This is a genomic window from Natrialba aegyptia DSM 13077 (assembly GCF_000337535.1).
Classification (GTDB): domain Archaea; phylum Halobacteriota; class Halobacteria; order Halobacteriales; family Natrialbaceae; genus Natrialba; species Natrialba aegyptia.
In genome coordinates this window covers 39,368-57,787 of sequence record NZ_AOIP01000039.1, presented here as the reverse complement: position 1 = coordinate 57,787, position 18,420 = coordinate 39,368, and the positions used below count along the sequence as shown (strand labels likewise).

At 57.8% G+C, this 18,420-nt stretch carries 15 protein-coding genes and 2 pseudogenes; 8 read left to right on the top strand and 9 right to left on the bottom strand.

Going from position 1 to position 18,420, the window contains the following annotated elements; translation table 11 throughout:
* A partial coding sequence (locus C480_RS16935; RefSeq protein ID WP_006666841.1) for a precorrin-3B C(17)-methyltransferase occupies positions 1-756 on the bottom strand: 756 nt, incomplete at its 3' end.
* Entirely contained in the window at positions 753-1,769 is a 1,017-nt protein-coding gene (cbiG, locus tag C480_RS16930) for a cobalt-precorrin 5A hydrolase (protein WP_006666840.1), read from the bottom strand. The genes cbiG and C480_RS16935, both read right to left, overlap by 4 nt.
* 308 nt (positions 1,770-2,077) lie before the next feature.
* Here cbiG and C480_RS16925 point away from each other — a divergent pair, with 308 nt between their 5' ends.
* Entirely contained in the window at positions 2,078-3,166 is a 1,089-nt protein-coding gene (locus C480_RS16925) for an endonuclease/exonuclease/phosphatase family protein (RefSeq protein ID WP_006666839.1), read from the top strand.
* A gap of 362 nt (positions 3,167-3,528) precedes the next feature.
* Here C480_RS16925 and C480_RS16920 read toward each other — a convergent pair.
* From C480_RS16920 to C480_RS16905, 4 genes and pseudogenes are all read right to left on the bottom strand, one after another.
* Positions 3,529-4,629: pseudogene (locus C480_RS16920) on the bottom strand (transposase); the annotation flags it as partial.
* Positions 4,630-4,663: 34 nt separating this feature from the next.
* Entirely contained in the window at positions 4,664-5,296 is a 633-nt protein-coding gene (locus tag C480_RS16915; protein WP_006666837.1) for a LysE/ArgO family amino acid transporter, read from the bottom strand.
* Between the two features lie 40 nt (positions 5,297-5,336).
* Positions 5,337-6,083 (bottom strand): helix-turn-helix domain-containing protein, encoded by a 747-nt coding sequence (locus C480_RS22335; RefSeq protein WP_083873400.1) that lies wholly within the window; start codon positions 6,081-6,083, stop codon positions 5,337-5,339.
* Between the two features lie 797 nt (positions 6,084-6,880).
* Positions 6,881-7,558 (bottom strand): helix-turn-helix domain-containing protein, encoded by a 678-nt coding sequence (locus C480_RS16905; RefSeq protein WP_006666835.1) that lies wholly within the window; start codon positions 7,556-7,558, stop codon positions 6,881-6,883.
* A gap of 335 nt (positions 7,559-7,893) precedes the next feature.
* Between C480_RS16905 and C480_RS16900 the strand changes: the two genes are divergently transcribed.
* Positions 7,894-8,763 carry an alpha/beta hydrolase gene (locus C480_RS16900; RefSeq protein WP_206537314.1) on the top strand — a complete coding sequence of 290 codons (870 nt, stop codon included), beginning with the start codon at positions 7,894-7,896 and terminating at the stop codon, positions 8,761-8,763.
* A 421-nt stretch (positions 8,764-9,184) separates the two neighbouring features.
* Here the strand turns inward: C480_RS16900 and C480_RS24775 are convergent, their stop codons facing one another.
* Positions 9,185-9,916: a helix-turn-helix domain-containing protein gene (locus C480_RS24775; RefSeq protein ID WP_241433850.1), complete on the bottom strand. Its 732-nt coding sequence runs from the start codon at positions 9,914-9,916 to the stop codon at positions 9,185-9,187.
* 265 nt (positions 9,917-10,181) lie between these two features.
* On the bottom strand, positions 10,182-11,021 hold the full coding sequence (locus C480_RS16890; protein ID WP_006666832.1) for a proline dehydrogenase family protein: 840 nt from the start codon (positions 11,019-11,021) through the stop codon (positions 10,182-10,184).
* A gap of 234 nt (positions 11,022-11,255) precedes the next feature.
* Between C480_RS16890 and C480_RS16885 the strand changes: the two genes are divergently transcribed.
* The 4 genes from C480_RS16885 to ilvD all read left to right on the top strand — a co-directional run bounded on the left by C480_RS16885 (position 11,256) and on the right by ilvD (position 15,970).
* Complete coding sequence (locus C480_RS16885; RefSeq protein WP_083873399.1) at positions 11,256-12,722, top strand: sodium-dependent transporter; 1,467 nt, start codon at positions 11,256-11,258, stop codon at positions 12,720-12,722.
* Position 12,723: 1 nt separating this feature from the next.
* A complete protein-coding gene (locus C480_RS16880) occupies positions 12,724-13,047 on the top strand; it encodes a hypothetical protein (protein ID WP_006666829.1) in 324 nt (107 codons plus the stop codon).
* Positions 13,044-14,081: a proline racemase family protein gene (locus C480_RS16875; RefSeq protein WP_006666828.1), complete on the top strand. Its 1,038-nt coding sequence runs from the start codon at positions 13,044-13,046 to the stop codon at positions 14,079-14,081. The genes C480_RS16880 and C480_RS16875 overlap by 4 nt, the downstream gene beginning before the upstream one ends.
* 137 nt (positions 14,082-14,218) lie before the next feature.
* Positions 14,219-15,970: a dihydroxy-acid dehydratase gene (ilvD, locus tag C480_RS16870; protein ID WP_049903873.1), complete on the top strand. Its 1,752-nt coding sequence runs from the start codon at positions 14,219-14,221 to the stop codon at positions 15,968-15,970.
* 287 nt (positions 15,971-16,257) lie between these two features.
* Here the strand turns inward: ilvD and C480_RS16865 are convergent.
* Positions 16,258-17,076, bottom strand: a pseudogene (locus C480_RS16865) (IS5 family transposase).
* 534 nt (positions 17,077-17,610) lie between these two features.
* On the opposite strand from C480_RS16865, the gene C480_RS16860 reads away from it, so the two are divergent.
* Positions 17,611-17,841, top strand: a complete 231-nt coding sequence (locus tag C480_RS16860) for an MFS transporter (protein WP_049903867.1) — start codon at positions 17,611-17,613, stop codon at positions 17,839-17,841.
* A gap of 98 nt (positions 17,842-17,939) precedes the next feature.
* Positions 17,940-18,278 carry an MFS transporter gene (locus C480_RS16855; protein ID WP_049903865.1) on the top strand — a complete coding sequence of 113 codons (339 nt, stop codon included), beginning with the start codon at positions 17,940-17,942 and terminating at the stop codon, positions 18,276-18,278.
* The last annotated feature ends 142 nt before the right edge of the window (positions 18,279-18,420 follow it).

Here is an 18,420-nt window from a genome sequence, read left to right as displayed (position 1 = left end):
GTCGGTCGCCTCGCCGAGCGTCGTGATGAACTCGCTCTCGCCGTTTCGGCCGGCGTCGGCGCGGCCCGCGTCGTTGACGATCGCGACGAACGCGTCGTCGGTGCGCTCCTCGCGAACGATCTCGACGGCCCGCTCGTAGTTTCGCCAGCAGTTGTAGAGGACGATCACGAAGTCGCTGATCGCCGCCGCCCGCAACTTCTCCTCGATCTCGTCCCAGCCGCGCCACTTGTCCGAGAGCGAGACCGTACAGAAGTCGTTACACAGGGGTGCGCCGACGTTCGCCGCCCCGCCCAGCGCCGCGGTGAGGCCGGGAACGATTTCGATGGGAACGTCCGTCGCGTCGTCCTCGTCGGCCATCTTGAAGAGCAGGTCCGACTTGCCGTAGACCGACGGATCGCCGCCCGAAACGTGGGCGACGTCTTTGCCCTCGCGAACGTAATCGAACGCCGCGCGTGCGAGTTCGATCTGTCGACCCATCGTCGAGCGGACGATCTCCTGTTCGGTGCCGTCCTCGCGCACGGCGATCCCGTCCTCGTCCGTCGCGTCCGCCGGCGGAAGCGTCCCGTCGTCCCGGAGGAACTCCTGGTAGAGACTCGAGGCGATGACCACGTCGGCGGACTCGATAACCCGCTTTGCCTTCGCCGTCATGTGCGCCGGTAGGCCCGGGCCGATACCGACGACGTAGAGCGTGCCGTGATCGGCGGGCGTCCCCGCCTCGCCGTCGGCCTCGGTACTGTGGGCGTCCTCGACGCTCATCGACCGATCGCCACCGTGACCTCGTTCTCGTAGCTCACCTTCTCGAGGACGAGTTCCTGAGCGGCCCCGCCGGCGATCGCGCTCGCTTCAGACACTCCCGGCCAGCCGATCAGCTCCTTCGATTTCGAGGGGGTCGGCCCCTCGTGGTCGAGCAGCGTCTCCTTGTCGAAGGTGACGACGCCGAGATCGAGTTCCTGAGCCGCCTCCAGCAGCCCTTCCTCGTCCGCCTTCCGCGTGGCGGTGCCGATAAACTCGACATCGTCGAGGTCGTAGTCGGTCCGATCGAGGGCGTCCTCCCAGGCGTCGAGGAACGCCGCCGTATCCGCGCCCGAGACGCTGCCGGTACCGAGGACGACGCCGTCGTCTTTGTTCCGCTTGAGAACGGTCACGTCGTCGCCGACCAGCACGGCGCTTGGCCCCTCGAGTCGCGCGACGGGACCGAGGTTCTCGTCGAGCACCGCGAGGTTCGTCTGGACGGTCGAATCACCGTTGACGACGTGAGTGTCCATCGCCTTCGCGCGAGACTCGACGCCCTGCTTGCCGGCGGCCTCTGATGCGGTGGTCATCGCCGGCACGGCACCCATGGACGCCAGATCCTGTGCGACCTGATTCGCACCGTGGTGGCCGCCGGTGATCGGAATCGCCCAGGTCAACTCCTCGTCGACGACGCAGATCGCGGGATCGTCCCACTTGTCGTCGAGCAAGTGCGCCGTCTTTCGCATCGCGATTCCCGAGGCCATCAGCCCGATGAAACAATCGAACTCGCCCCAGTGCTCCTCGAAGACGTCGCCGTGGTACTCGATGATCTCGATCGTCTCGTACCGATCCGCGAGTTCAGATCGGATCGATTCGGCCGTCTCGAGTTTCCGCTCGAAGGAAATTATCGCGATCTCTTCGGCGACTTCGCCGTCGCTGTCCGGCGTTGAACAGTGTCCGCCGCCAGCGTCGGCGTCGGCGTCGGTGTCGGTGACGGTGTCGGTGTCGGTATCGTCCGCGTCCGTCCCGGAACTCATCGCCTCCCTCCGTGCGGCTGTCGTCTCGTTCGAACGTTCACGAGACCACCATAGTGTTCCACACTAATACAACCTACGTTTCCCCTATACAATATAGGTTGATTTTTGTCGACCCGCAGTCGGGCCGAAAGCGAGAGACGAAAAGGATCGGAACCGCCGGTGGCATCGAAGAAATAACGCGATAGCGTCTCATTCCGCTTCTCCGCCGAAGCTCGTAGCCGATAAATATCCTATGTACCAGTAGTTACTACAATATATTACCAATAGCATCTAATATACGTTCTCGTTCTGTATACGAACCCGCGACCATGACCGATCAGTCACAGTCGACGATCCGACGGCGAACAGCACTGCAAGCCGGTGTGGCCGGGTTCGGAAGTCTCGTCCTCGGCATCCCGGGAGCGACGAAATCCGTTCGAGCAGCGTCCGAATCGTACCGATTCCTCTGGGTGAACTCGTGGCTCACCGATGGAATTGAGGGCGTTCTGGGGGCTCCGTCCAATATTGCGGCGAAACCCCAGTATCAGGAACGCGCAGTCGAACTCGGCCACCGGCTCGGTGCGGAGGGGTACGATATCGTCGGGCTCTGCGAGGTGTTCAACGACGAACAGGAGACGGTCGAAACCGAGTACGCCGCTGCCGCCGGAACCGGGACGGCGATTCCGGGACCCGAACCGGACGGTGGCGAGAAGGGCGCGGGACTGCTCGACCTGGTATCCGGCGTTTCCGTGACCGATCAGGCGAGGCTCGAATACGATGCGGAACCGGACGGGAACCTCACGTACGTCGACGCGCACGTCGGCAAGGGAGCCCACTACGTCGAATTGGACGTTGGCGTCGGGAACATAGACCTCTTTACGACGCACCTCGTGACCGGATCGCTGCTCCCGTGGGCCAGCGGCGGCGACGAGGACATCCCCGAACTTCGACGCCAACAACTGGACGAACTGAGCGCGTTCGTCGCCGCACAGACCAGTCCGGAAAACGTGACCGTCGTGGCGGGCGATTTCAATATCGCACCCGATGGCGAAGCGGCCGGGGCGCTCGATGACTTCGCGACGACCACGGGCGTCGCCGACGCGTGGCTCGAGCACGGAACCGGATCGGGCGGCACGAACGACGACGCGATCAGCAACGGGTGCGCCTTCGATCCGACTACCGCACCGCCGGCGTACTGTCCACAAGACGATGCAGGCGAGCGGATCGATTACGTCTTCATCGAAGAGCCAACCGCCGAGCACGAGTTCGAAGCACGCGTCGACGGCATCGACCGCCGCGTGTTCTGGCGTGAACTCGCATCGCCGGAGCAGTTCTACGCCGACGACGAGGGTGACGTCCCGAACTACCTGACCGATCACGTCGGCCTCGAACTCTCCCTGTCCGTGACTTCTATCTAAGCCGAAAGGAGATACCGATTCGTCAACGTGCCCTCGGTTTCGAAATCGTGGCCAGAGCGCTATCGAGGCCCCGAAATCGTCTTTGAGACTGACGCCGCTGCGAATAAATAGCCGCTAACAGACCGACCATGGTGAATCATATACCGCTATATGGATTCGAAGAATAGAAGGCACACAGTTTCGGAGGATAGGAAAATTGTGGGTCAGACCCCCGTTGACTTGTGGTTCCTCTCATCGATCCAGAGTTAATCTCGAACATTCGCGGGCATGACTATCGGCAGAGAGTGAGAAATTGTGCGGATTCTGCGCTGCTGAACAGCGCCACCACTCCTGAGAAGCAGACTCAGCGGGGATTAAACCGGTTAATCGGGCGGAATCAACGCCGACGCGACGAGCTCAACGCATTCGCCCGCGGTCAACACGGGCGTGTGGTCCATCTCTCCATCGACACCCACTTTCAACAGGAAGTCCGTGAGTCGCCAGATATTGCATAACAGGACGGCGAACACAAAGTAGAACAGCCGGACGCGGTACTCTTTCGAGGATGTCTTCGCGAGAAACTCGCCTTTGATGCTCTCGTACTCGTTTTCAATCTGCCACCGTCGACTATACCGCCGACAGAACGTCTTAGCCTCATCCGGTCCGACTCGGAGATTCGTCGCAAACACCGTCGTCCCTTCACCACCCGTCGACGGAACATACAGGAACCGCATCGGGTGCGAGCCCACCTCAACATGAACGGAAGCCGTCTCAACAGCGACCTCTTGGTCGTCTTCGTCCATTTGCTCGATTACCTCGCGTTCTGAGCTCGTGATCCGTTTCGGAATGAGGTAGTTGACGTCGAGGTTCGAGAGCGTCTGGAAGACGCGCATCGAGTTGAACTCCCGATCACACAGGACCATCTCAATCGGGACGTGGTCTTTTGCGCGCAGAAGGAGCCGGCGGACGACACGATGAATCTGATTCGGTGGATTCTCGTCCCACGACGAACTTTCACGCACCGGCTCAACGGCCAGTACAAGCGGGATATTCCGCCCGACAACCGCGAGGGTCGCGAACTTGAACGCTCGCCCCTCACCGTTTTTCGTCCCACTCACCATCGGCATCTCAACTGTCCGCCCGTAGTAGGGGAGGGTCGTAATGTCGATCGCAACCGTCACGGGCCGGCGAAACGACGCTTCAGACTCGATAACTGAGAGTACACGGCCCGTGGCACTATCGAATCCCTCGAGCAAGTTCTCCGGAGTGAATTGTTTGACCGCCCTAAGATGAGTATCTCCGTGATGGGTTCGCTCTCTGTTAGAGAATCGAGCGAACCGATGAGCACCCTGTGCCGTCCCACATTGTACGAGGCTCATAAACGACTGCATCTCGAAGATACAGGAATCTGGATAGCTAGCATTCTGTGCCCGGTTTGTTTGAATCGAATTGAAGGAGTACGAGCGAGCTAAACGGATAGCTCTCCAGATTTCGGACTCATCACGCGCTCTCACTTCTCTACACGATCTCTAATGATCCAATAAGCTGCCAGCCCATGTAGAGCGCGACAAGCCAGACGACAACTGCCGAGACCGTATTGAGATACCGCATCCAACGGTCAGCATTTGCAGACTCACCCAGTGCCCACCCCGCGACAGCGAGCCCACTAAACCATCCCCACGACACGAACAGGCAACCTGCAGTGAATATCCAGCGGTTTAGCCTGGAATAGGCTAATGCGTTAGTCCCAATCACACCAATAGTGTCCAAAATTGCATGTGGGTTCAGTAATGAGACAGATGCTGTAAACCCGATCTGCTCGCTCGTTCCGAGAAATTCCTCTGTATGTGGGTCCACATCGAGTGCAGGTGAGGAATAAAGCGCCCATCCGATATAGAGCAAGAACACGAACCCAGCCCCAAACAGCACGGTCTGCAACCACGCAAACTGGAGAACCACGACCGAAACACCGAGAACTGCGAGAAGGATTAGTAGTGTATCAGAGATACCCGCAGTAAGCACAGTCGGAAGAGCGCGGGTGAGGCGGGGCTGAGCTGCGCCTTGCTGGAAGACAAAGACGTTCTGGGGACCGAGTGCAACAATGAGACCGATTGCGAGGACGATTCCATGTGTAAATGCAGTGAGAGGCATATGCAACTACTATTGGACGAGAGAAGGGAGAACCCGTCCCCTACATGTATGGCTCGCCCCTCGCGGGCGAGGTACTACCAAAAGGGGTGAATAGACGGGATTCCGCTTTCCGGAGGTGTTCAGTTACAGTTGCCCTTGTAATGCCGAGATCGTCCGCGAGGTCGGTCGCGGAGACCTTTCGAGGCCAGTCATAGTACCCCTGCTGACAAGCATATTCGAACACTTCCCGCTGTCGAGGGGAAAGAACATCCAATTGAGATGGGCCACTTGGCTGGCGACCGTTGGACGTGACTCGCTGAATATTGATATCAGCATCAGTTTCGGAACTCACATCGCTGAGTTGGTCTTTGGCTTCATGGCGATCCATTGTGGTAATCACGCTCCACTGCTCACGACCACTCGTCATCTGGTAGGTTCGTCGTGGAACGAAGCCGTGATTAACGAGTGAATCGATGATGTTCTCCCCTGTATCAACGCCCCATTCGACGAGAAATCCTCGTGTCGCAGTCCCAGTAGTAGCTGGTACTTCGACCCCGTCTTGACTACCTATCGTCCAGACATCGTCTGTGAGTGCCGATTCTTGAATATCTGTTATTGTCTGGTCAACCTCAGAAATCGACTGTGCAGAGGCTGTGAAGAGGCCGTGAACTGTATCGTTGGTTGAATAGAGGCCGTGTCCAAGGAGATCCGCGTTAGTATCTTCTGTTACATGGAGCGTCCAACACTGCGGATGCCAAATATCAAGGGTGAGTTCAATACTTCCTTCCTCTCCGTTTCTCACAGCCATTCTTAGTAGAGAAAGTATTCCGAGGGTTATGAATCCATCCTCCGAAATTGTGAATTGCCACAGTTTCGGAGGATGGAGCACTTTTTGGCCATTGCGAGGTAACCGATAGAACAGGTCGACTACCCAGGTAGAAGTCCAGAGTCACTTACTGAACTCTACAGACGCGAGATAATTACCCGAAGTCCGCTCTTCGATAGTATTTCCGCTATCAAAAACGTTCGAATGGGGTATAGAGAACTAATCGAGTGGGATTTACTATCGGCCTGTCCTGCTATCAGATGGCGAAATCGGGGAGCTATGAATTTATTTCAGGAGAACGATCCTCGGGATACGTGTCTCGGGAATCCTGAATTAGTTGCCCAGTATTTGCGTACCACTCGTTTCGCTGATAGCAGTCGAGCGCATACACGATCAAGTGGGTGTCCTTATCGCTGAAAGGGCCGATAACAATACAGACGCAGGGGTGTTCCCGTCTGAGAAGTAATGAGAACTATTCTCTATTTGGCATTGGCTCACAATTGAGGAGATTGATGACGCGTCCGCTCTTCTGCTCCAGCCTCGCAGGCATGGCAGCGCGTGTGAATGTAATCAGCCCCACGAATATTGACATCGATGGTTGTCGGCAGTGTCTCACAATCTGTATCCCAGAGATACGCTAGCGGCATCCAGCACCGTCTACGAGGATATCGATTCGACCATATTCGTCAGTTGCTGTCTCAACAAGGGCGTCGATGTCGTCATCCACCGTACTATGGGTTGGTACGATGAGGACATCACCGACGGCGGTTGGCGTGCTGTTATCTAGAAACCGCGTTTAAGCGGTCTCTCGTCTCTAACGAATCGGTGAGAAGTTGGCGCTCGCCGCGGCGGAGGAGACTCGATAGAGCGGGTTGTGAGATGCCGAGTTCAGCGGCGAGTTCTTCGGCCGTGACTTGACGCGGGCTCTCGTAGTACCCACGAGAGAGTGCGAGGGAGAGCGCCTCTCGTTGTCGCTCGGTGACTCCCTCCTGTGACGAATCATCAGATAGAGATGGATTAGAAGTAATGGATACGAGATCCAGAGAGATACCATTGTCTTCGCAACTCGCTCGAAAGTCGTTAAATGCCTTGTAGTCTTTGAACAGTTTCGTTTCGTGCCATCGGTTCTTACTGATAGTCGCTGATCTCAGTTGCGTGCTGTCGATGTGTTCAGTAGTGAAGGCTTCAGAGACAGAATCCTCGAGTTCAACCGTGAGCTGGTAGATGGTTCTATCGCTCGTTTCGCCGAGGAGAGTCGCCTCAGTTACTTCATCGAGCGCCGAGAGTTCTGCCTCAGAGACGTCGTCGTCGAGGTCAAACTGCACGGTGAACGTCCGAACGTCCGAGTGAAGACAGAGTGCGTGAACGCAGTCTACTTCATCGGGTTGCAGCGTCTCCGTGATACTGACGAGTGGGAGCGAGGGCGAACGGAGAACGAGTTCAGTCGTGATATTCATTGTACAGAGCTACGCTCTGCGGACGGTTAAAATTCTGGACCGCAGACCATGTGTTCGGAGGCACTGAATTTCGCTCCGACTCGTGGATACGACGAACGTCCGCGCCAACCCTCAGTTGAGGAGGTAGCTAATTCGCACTCCTCACTGGACGGACTTCTCCGACGAGCCAAGTGCCAGTTCCGTTCATCTGCACGTGGTCCGTAGAGATACTTAAACACCGTTTACAGATAACATCGAACCCAAGCCGCTCTCGACCTTCGTTTCTGGTGATGTCAGTTACCAACGGAGCTGAACCGGGTGAACAGTTCGAGAGCGTGCGTTTTCCGAGTACGGGCATGACGCTTGCAGGGCAACTCTACGCCCCGAACAATCCGTCTTCGACGCCGCTTCCAGCCATCGTCATCGGCCACCAGACGACTGCAGTGAAGGAGCAGTCACCGGCCGTGTATGCCCAGCGTCTGGTTGAGCAGGGATTCATCGTGCTCACGTTCGACGCGGCCTACCAGGGTGAGAGCGAGGGCGAGCCCCACGGCCTGGAAGATCCGTTCCAGCGCTCCGAGGACTTCCGCAACGCCGTGTCATACCTGACGACCCGCGAGGAGGTCGATCCCGAGCGGATCGGCGTGCTCGGCATCTGCGGTTCGGGCGGCTACGCCCCGTACGCCGCACAGACTGACCACCGGATGAAGGCCGTGGCAACTGTCAGCGCAGCAGATGTTCCCAGCTTTTTCCGAAATCCAGATCCAGAAGGATTTCAGCAGATGGTCGAGCAAGCGGGAACGTTACGTACCGAGGAAGCCGCTGGCTTCCCGGCCACTCTAGTCAGTGCGCTGCCGGAACAGAACGAGATAGACGACTCGACTCCTCAGAGCATCCGCGAGTTCGTCGACTACTACAAGACGTCCCGTGGCCGGCACCCTCGTGCAACCAACAAGTGGGTAGCCCGCAGCGCCGACTTACTCGATCAGTTCGACCCGTACGCCGACATCGATAAGATCGCTCCACGACCGCTATTGATGATTGCTGGCACCGAGGCATCCACGCTGCACTACAGCGAGGACGCGGTCGAGGGAGCCGGCGAGAACGCCGAACTCTTCACGATCGAAGGCGCGACGCACGTCGACCTCTACGACAGGGACGAGTACGTCACCCCGGCCGTAGACAAGCTGACCGAGTTCTTCGACCAGCATCTGGGCAATGCCTAAACGGGCGCGGGTGCCCGAATCGCGATCACGGAGTGTCTTCGACTCGTCGTAGCCCTCGAGATTGCTACTGAAGGGGCGGCGATCGATCAGGGTACACTTGGTCGCGCGGAGTGGGAACCCGCGTGAGGGAGCCTGCACAGAGATTTACTCGCCAGCTGTCGACTATTCCCTGTTGTGGCCTGTCTGCTGTCACACCCGAAGCCACGGCAGTGCAACGACTGTGAACGAACAGCAACAACCTCACACCGAATACCGAATTCCGGAACCACCGCAAATCTCCAAGACCCCACAGCGGTTCTGCCCTCACGAGCAAGTAATGGGATGAACTCGTGGTTTCAAAATGCACTCGATCGACCGAATGCGAGAGTCGTCAGTCCAGAAAACGGGTCTTATCGAGTTCGGATCGGTATCCGACCGCCCATCACTCTTGGTTCAGTAGCTTCGCCTCCGCTTTTCGGAGGTGCTCCAGCAGCGTCGTCTTCGAGATGTCGGTCTTTTTCGCGAGTTCTTTCGTGGTGATTCCCCGGGGCCAGGCGTAGTAATCGTGGGTACAGGCGAGTTCAAATACCTCTCGCTGACGCTCTGAAAGCGTCTCTTGGTTCGGCTGAGAGTGACTGCGGTTCGACGACACCACTCTGCGGACGGAGACGTCTGCATCTTTCTCTTCGCGAAGCGAATCGAGACGCGCATTGATATCTTCCCGATCCCCCGTAATGACGACGGGCCAGTATTCACGGCCGTCACGAACGCGGACGGGAGCGTCGTGTATGAACCCGTGTGAAAGCAACGCGTCGCTCATCGTGTTCCGGTGGTCGTATTCGACGAACAGTTCACACGAGGCGTTCCCGTAGTTCGTCGCTCTCCCGGTAAAGTCGTGGCAGCGTTCGAACTCCATCACTGACTGCGTATGCTCGGATTGCTCGGCAGCCGCAACTAGTTTTTTGACTTCTTGTGTGGTGTCCGCATAGGCGGTGAAATGCCCGCGGACAAGCGACTCCGCTGATCGGGATTCATCGGCGGAGGGAGCCTTGTATACCGTGTGGGCGATCAAATCCGCATCTGCTTGCGCCGTTACTTCAAGGGTCCAACAATTTGGGTGCCAAATATCGAGCGTGAGACTGGTTGTGTCTTCCGTTCTGTATTCAGTTGCCATTACGAAGCCTGTAAATGGGTTCGGAAGAAGATATATAAAACCAACCCCGACTATGAACGGTTGTGGGTACGAGATCGTTGATTCCATCGGCGGATGCTCCGTCTTCCGGGTGCCACGCGATGAGGACGGATCTGTCTGCGGCCAAAGCGGGGTCGACCACTCGGTGCGTCGTCGACAGATTCCCCATACTACCCGGTGTGTCTGCAACGGATCAGGCCAGCCAGACGAGACGGTTCGTCACGACTGACCGAAGAGTCGACCCGTCTCAGGATGTAAGGACGGCTCGGGCCGCAAACAACAGGTTCTCTTTGCGCTCGCGAACTCGTCTGTAGAAGTACGACGCCCACTTGTTCCCGTACGGGATGTACTGATTGACCTCGTACCCCTCTCGGGCGAGTTCACGTTGGGCCTCCGTTCGAACGCCCATCAGCATTTGTATCTCGAAGTCGGTTTTGTACCGCTCTCGAAGTTCTTTCGCGTAGTCGATCATTTCGGGATCGTGGCTCCCAACGGCGATCCCGCTGTCGAACGTCTGGAACATATACTCGAGATGGTTCTTGTACGCTTCATTGACGTGCTTTTTCTGTTGGTATGCGACATCCGACGGTTCATCGTAGGCACCCTTGACGAGCCGAACCTTGCCGGGAACCTCAGCGAGGCGTTCGAGATCGTCACCCGTCCGTTTGAGATTGGCTTGTACGCAGAGTCCAACGCCACCCCCGTATCTGGAGGCGGACTGCGTGTACGCGTCGAGGGTTACGTCGGTCGTCGTGTAATCTTCCATATCGACCCAGACAAACACGTTCTTCTCATCGGCCATGCTCAGTATCCGTGCGAGATTGTCCTCGAATACCTCATCTCCAGCATCGAGTCCAATCTGAGAGGGCTTGACCGAGATGGATGCGGTGAGTTCCGTCTTGTCGAGTTGAGCGATGAGATTCAGATACTTACTCACGTCCTCGTCTGCGGCGTCTCTGGTTTGATAGTGCTCACCAAGGACATTTAGTATACCGCCGATACCGTTTCGGTTGAGGTCAGCCACGTGGTCGAGTGACTCGCTCGCAGATTCGCCGGCGACAAAACGTCTCGCTATAGGAGGTATCATTCTTCGCAATATCGATACCCACCCGTACTAAGTTCAGTACCTACCAAACAATTCATCTATATAATAGTAGAAATATAAATATATCATAGACCAGGTCGACGGTTCTCCTATGATAACAAGATCTGCGAATCACAGCCCTCATACTGAGAGACAAGTGAGTGTATATCAAAGAACCCAACCATAGTAGGGGAGTAATATAACTTCCACCTATGTCACGGGTTGGGTAGGGTTATCATGACAGATTCACCAGCCAGAACAGCGAGAGAAGAGTGGGGAAGCCGGTTCGGCTTTCTCATGGCGATGGTCGGAGCGATGGTCGGAGCGGGAAACATCTGGCGGATGCCGTTTACGACGGGGCAGAACGGTGGCGGCGCGTTCCTCGTCGCGTACATTCTTCTGTTGTACGTCATCGCCGTTCCCGGTCTGATGGCCGAGACGATGGTCGGTCGGTACACGAACACCGGCGTCATCGGATCGTTTAGACAAGTTCTCCAGAGTAAGCGCGGTCAGGGACTCGGTCTCGTCGTCCTCATCGTCAACGTGGCGCTGATGTCCTACTACGCGCCGATCATCGCATGGGCGCTCTACTACACTGTCCACTCGTTGCTCTTGACGTTCACCCAACCGGGCTTCCAGCCGCAGGCGTTCTGGGAGGGATTCATTTCCAACCCCGCGCTCGTCATCGGGATGCACACGCTCACCATGGCCGGACTCGCCGGTGTTCTCGTCTTCGGAATCCGGCGCGGTATTGAGCGCGTGGTAAAATGGATGATCCCGCTCCTGGTCATCGCGCTTATCGCGGTCGGGATACGCGGCGTCACCCTCCCCGGTGGAACGGAAGGACTAGCGTTCGTCTTCACCCCCGAATGGGAATCGCTCGCTCGCGGAAGCACGTGGGTTGCAGCACTCAGCCAGGCGCTGTTCTCGACGGGATTAGGATGGGGTATCGCACTCACCTACGGAAGCTATCTCGGGCGGTACGACGACGTTCCGCTCGGGGGCGGTCTATTCACCGCAGTCGGAAACACGAGTATCGGTCTCCTGGCGGTATTCGCAACGTTCCCCGTCGTCTTCGCGTTCGGACTCGAACCGAGCGCAGGATCTAACTTGCTGTTCATCTCGCTGGCCGAGGTGTTCCCGGAGCTGCCCGGCGGAGCGGCGTGGGCCATCGTGTTCTTTGCGTCGTTCTTCTTTGCAACGTTCACGTCCGGTCTCGGTATCACCGAGGTCGGCGTAACGACCGTTTCCGAAGAAACGGATCTCTCGCGAACCGGTTCGGTGCTCGCGGTCTGTGGAGTCATCTGGCTGCTCGGACTCCCGAGCGCCTACTCGTCGTCGTTCCTCGACCAGATGGACTTCATGTTCGGCACCTTCGGCCTCCCGCTGGCGACGCTCTCGATCATCGTGCTCGTCGCGTGGAAAATCGGTCCTGAATGCGCCCGCGTTATCGACCTCAATCGCAATACGGGCATCTACGTCGGTCGATGGTGGAACCCGGTCGTCAAGTACGTCATCCCGGCCGTGATGATATTCATCCTCGGATACGGAGTCATCTCGAGTATCGGCACCGAGAATCAGACCCTGATGATACTGGGCGTCGCATTCATGGTTGTACTCACCGTCGTGAGTACTGCTGTGATGAGCATCATCGGAGAGGCGTCCACTGGGTCCGTAGAACTCGCCTCGGAGGGGGGTGACTGAGATGGCGCTCTCGACCGTCGCATGGGTGACGATGCTCCTCGCAATACTTGCACTCCCCGGCGTCGCGAGCGTCGTCCTCGTCAGGTCGCTCCGCACCGAAGGGCGAAAACTGACGCTGCTCAGAGAACAGGGGAACCTCGATAGCTACTCGCCGCAAGCACTGAAAGAACTCCGCGAATGGATTCGGACGAACCCGAACAATCCGTACGTGGCTGATGCTCGGCAGCGATACAACGAGTGCGTGCGAACGCTCAGGGAGATCGACGACCCGTACTACGACTGGTCCGACGACCAGATCGAGGAACTGGAGGTAATCGAAGAATGACGTCCGACAACGATTTCGACGACACGCATGTGGACGCGTCGTTCACGACGATCGATACACACACGGCGGGCGAACCGACGCGCATCCTCCTCGATGGCCTCGACCGGTCAACGCTCGACGGCGAGAGCGTTCGCGCGAAGCGCGAATCGTTCGCCGAGGAGTATGACTGGGTTCGCAAACTGCTGATGAAAGAACCGCGGGGCCACGACGACATGTTCGGTGCGGTCATCGTCGAGCCGAACGAGGATACCGCGGACGCGGACCTCGGCGTGTTCTTCATGGACAACAAGGGATACCTGGACATGTGCGGTCACGGGACGATCGGCGTCGTCTCTGCGCTTATCGAGCACGGACACCTGTCCGCCGAACCAACGATCCGCGTGGAGACGCCGGCAGGCGTCGTCGAAGCGACGCCCCAGTACGCCGAGGGAGGCGTCGAACGAGTCACGATCCAGAACGTCACGTCGTTCGTCTACGACGCGACGACGGTCCCCGTCTCGTTTCTGGATTCGCCGCTTCGGGTCGACATCGTCTACGCCGGGAACTTCTTCGCGCTCGTCGACAGCGAACAACTCGGCGTCTCGGTCGATACCACCCGAACCGACGAGTTCGTCGACTGGGGCCTCGAAATCCAAGCCGCCGTCAACGATGAACTCGATATCGTGCATCCGTTCTCCGGCGAACCCGATAGCGTTTCCATTACCGAGATCTACGAGTCTTCCGACGATGCCGACCGCAGCATCGTTATCTTCGGCGGCGGCCAGGTGGATCGCTCTCCGTGCGGGACCGGAACGTGTGCGAAGATGACGCTCTTGTACGAGAGTGGACGACTCGCTGTTGACGAACCGTACATCCACGAGAGCGTCATCGGAACGCGGTTCGAGGGCCGAATCATCGAAACGAAAGAGCGGGAGGGAATCACCCTGACGGTCCCGACGATAACCGGGACCGCTCGAATCACGGGCAAGCACACGTTCATCAAAGACCACAGAGACTCGATAACCAGCCTGAGCATCACTTCGGACGAGGAATAGGTACCGTTGGCTCTGTTGAAATCCTATTCTTCAGGTATATTTTCGCCTAAAACAGCCGTTAGGTAGCTGGTGCGCAGACATCATATTTGGTTTATAGCAGCGCGCGAAAACGGTTGAATATGAATGGCAAACCCGAGATGAATACAGACGAGACGGATGTCGAACCCACAGAAGAATCGATACCCGAGAAAGACCCCGACCTGAGGAGCACCGAAGTGACCAAGGGTCCCGAGAGCGCCCCGCACCGCGCGATGTTCCGTGCGATGGGCTACGACGACGCGGACCTCTCCTCACCGATGGTCGGCGTCGCCAACCCAGCTGCGGATGTCACGCCCTGCAATGTCCACCTCGACGATATTGCGAACGCTGCAATCGCTGGCATCGAGGACACCGGCGGGATGCCCATCGAGTTCGGTACCGTCACTGTCAGCGACGCTATTTCCATGGGGACGGAGGGAATGAAGGCCTCGCTGATCTCCCGGGAGCTAATTGCCGACTCCGTCGAGCTCGTCTCGTTCGCCGAGCGGATGGACGCCCTCGTCACCGTTGCCGGGTGCGACAAGAACCTCCCCGGTATGATGATGGCTGCCATCCGCACCGATCTCCCCAGCGTCTTCCTCTACGGTGGGTCCATCCTCCCCGGCCAGCACGACGGCCGTGATATCACGGTCCAGAGCGTCTTCGAGGGCGTTGGTACCTACGCTACCGGCGACATGACCGAGGAGGAGCTCTACGAGATGGAGCACGAGGCCTGTCCAGGAGCAGGCTCTTGCGGCGGGATGTTCACCGCGAACACGATGGCCTCGATCAGCGAGATACTCGGTCTCGCCCCCCTCGGGTCGGCGTCACCGCCCGCCGAGGATAAAGAGCGCTACAAGATTGCTCGCGAGGCTGGAGAGGTCGTTCTCGACGCCGTCGAGAACGATCGCCGGCCGAGCGATATCCTCACGAAAGAGTCCTTCGAGAACGCCATTACCCTCCAGACAGCGCTCGGCGGCTCCACGAACGGCGTCCTGCATGTCCTCGCGCTTGCTGCCGAGGCTGGTATCGACCTTACGATCGACGAGTTCGACGAGATCAGCAAACGTACGCCGAAGATTGCGAACCTCCAACCGGGCGGCACGCGAGTTATGAAGGACCTCCACGACGTCGGCGGTGTCCCCGTCGTCATCCGCCGCCTCCTGGAGGGTGGATACCTCCACGGTGACGCGATGACCGTCACCGGGAACACTATCGCCGAGGAGTTGGAAACGCTCGACTTACCGGACGACGAGGACATCGATGCAGACTTCCTCGCGACGACCGAGGACCCGTTTCACGAGGAGGGCGCAATCAAAATTCTAACTGGGAACCTCGCGCCGGATGGTGCTGTCCTCAAGGAAACGGGTGAGGAAGGCTTCTATCACAACGGCCCCGCGCGCGTGTTCGAGAACGAGGAGGACGCGATGGCCTACGTGCAGGAAGGCCACATTGAGTCTGGCGACGTCATCGTCGTCCGGAACGAGGGCCCACAGGGCGGCCCCGGGATGCGCGAGATGCTCGGTGTCACCGCCGCCGTCGTCGGCCAAGGCTATGAGGACGACGTCGCCCTCCTCACCGACGGGCGCTTCAGTGGTGCGACCCGTGGCCCGATGGTCGGCCACGTCGCCCCTGAGTCTGTGGTCGGCGGACCGATTGCCGCCCTCGAAGACGGTGATACAGTTACTGTTGACATCCGCAACCGCGAACTCTCTGTCGATCTCAGCGACGAAGAACTCGAAGCTCGCCTCGACGAATACGAGCGTCCCGAGATCCAGTATGAGGGAGGTTTCCTCCGTAAGTATGGCGACGCCTTCGACTCCGCTGCGAACGGCGCGGTGACGAATCCCGCCGTCAAGCGCGACAATTGAGCGTGTGTACTCGTCTGTCAGGGCACGTTTCACCAAACGACGGAGTAGATCGGAAGTTCTCTCTCAAGTTTCCAGACCGAGCACGACGCAAAACTCCCACAAGGGAGAAAAGATGGGGAATCTCCGATGGCGAAGCTGGCGCATGAACGGATCGAGAGATAAGACTTCGGCCGCTTCGAGGAGGCGTCAACGCGCAAAGACTCGTGGTTGCAGGAACGCTAAGTGTCACAGTTGGTCTACCGACACGTGCTAGCTTGAGCGGTATATTTTGCACCTGTATTGACCGCTCAGAGTGATCGGTCGATGTTGTGATTGAGACAGGCGATGGTGAGTTCACGAAACTGTTTCCACCAGCCCCGTGAGCGGACGAACGCCCCGTACTTCCGCGTGAGCGTTGAGTTGACTGTCTCAGATTGACTCCGCTGGCCGTAGAGATCAGTGTCTAAGCGTGCGTTCCATGCCTTGTGGAATGACGTGAACTCACGATGCTTAATCAGTGGCCGAACCTCGTGTTGCCGGGCAAGTCGCCTGATCTTCTGGTCGTCGTAGCCCTTGTCACCGAGCAGAATATCGATACTCTCGGGATTGCGCTTGATCAACGACGGAGCGATCTGGCTATCGTGTTTTCGTGTCGTCACGTGGAGGTCGAGAATCGCGTTTACCTTCGGATCGACCAGTAACGTCACCTTGAGCTACTGAATCGTGAGTTCAGCGCGTTTCATGTAGTGTTTCGAAGCGTGACTGCGGTCAAACCCTGACGCATCAACTCCAACAACGCCGCTCGTCGGAAGTAGCGTCGCTGAGAGATCCAATATGACACGCCAGACAGCCATATCAAGCCGGCTGAACGCTTTACAAAGCGTTGAAGCAGTAGGAAGTTCAGCTAATTCAAGAGCTCGACGGATGCGTGGCATCTCGATTAATTCGTCGAGCAGGCCACGATAGGTCGTGTTCTTTCGCACTTTGAGACACAGCAGAACAACGTGCTGCGGAAGTGTATAGCGGTGTTTGGAGAACTTGGAGGAGTATCGAGAGACTGCTCGACGGGCCAGATGGATCGCTTTCTCAGTAAAACGGAGAATCCGTGACTTCGGGAGGGCCTTCATCTCGTCGAATTACACAGCGAACATATAACTCTCTGAGTGTTTCAACAGAGCCGTACCGTTCGCCCTGTTGCTCGTTGAACAGTACAGTTGCACGCCCACCCGTATGCATCAAGACGCTCCATCTTGCCGATCACCGCTCAGTACACGGCCCTGTGTTCGACGAGACCGCGACCGTCAACGGACTGTTGGAAGTCGGTTCCGGCGAATTACCGTCCTGCGAGTGCGCCGGAAAATCGGTACAACAGACCGTCTCAGTCGCGAGAGCGCCGCGTAACTGCACCCAATCGGTAATCGCGACGAAAATAGTCTATTTGTGAACTCGTCTCTCTCATCGAAGAGCGGGATACCACGGTTCGTTTACATCCCCAGAGACGTGATACATCCTCAGTATATCACCTCACAGGAGAGATATAGGAATACATTCCCGTAGTATCCTAGGTACATCCTATAAAATAATAGATGGGTTATTGAGACGTGCGAGCTCCCTGACTTGTATGTGGCTTCGACCAGATATTCTCCCGGACCAGCATCCTGATGCTTATCGCGTTCGGATTCGTCATCGTCACGGTAACCGAACCGGAAGCGGAACGCAAGCAAGGCGTCCGTGATGTCGTCGGTACGTTCCTTCACACGGGCGTGCTCACGAACGCGATAGTCGGCCTCCTCTACACGTACGGCTTCTTCACGTTACTCGCGTACACGCCGCTCATCCTGGATCTCACCACGTTCCAACTCGGTTTCGTGTTCTTTGCGTGGGGGATGTGAGTGATCGTCGGCTCGGCCGTCCTCTCGCCCCGCCTAAACCGACGGTTCAGGACGGCCGAGATCTCCGCCGGCGCACTCGTCGTCTTCGCGGGTATTTTGTGCACGATGGGACTCGCGAACGGCGGTACCGAGATGCTCGCCGACTCGTCATCGTTACCGGGGTCTTCTGTGGACTCCTGAACGCAAACCTGACGACGCTCGCGATGGAGGTTTCGTCCCACGGTCGGTCCGTCGCCTCGAGAGCGTTCAACAGCCTCCGATTCATCGGCGGAGCATTCGCGCCGATTACGGCCGGGTATCTCGGCCAGCAGTACGGCGCGACAGCCCCGTGCCTGCTCGGAGCACTCGTCGTCGCCAGCGGATTCATCGTCCTCCTGATTCGATTCGGGTTCGGGGGGCTCCGACTCACCGAATCGACACGCCAAACCGGTCACTGATTTGACCCGGTCTCGTTACTTTCGCACACTGCACGATCCACCGGTGTTTTTGACGCGCTTGACTTCACGGTAGCGTACTCTATATCGCTCCATAGAGTTTATCACGGAGTTTAGCAGCGGAGTTGAAACCAGCGCTTCCAAC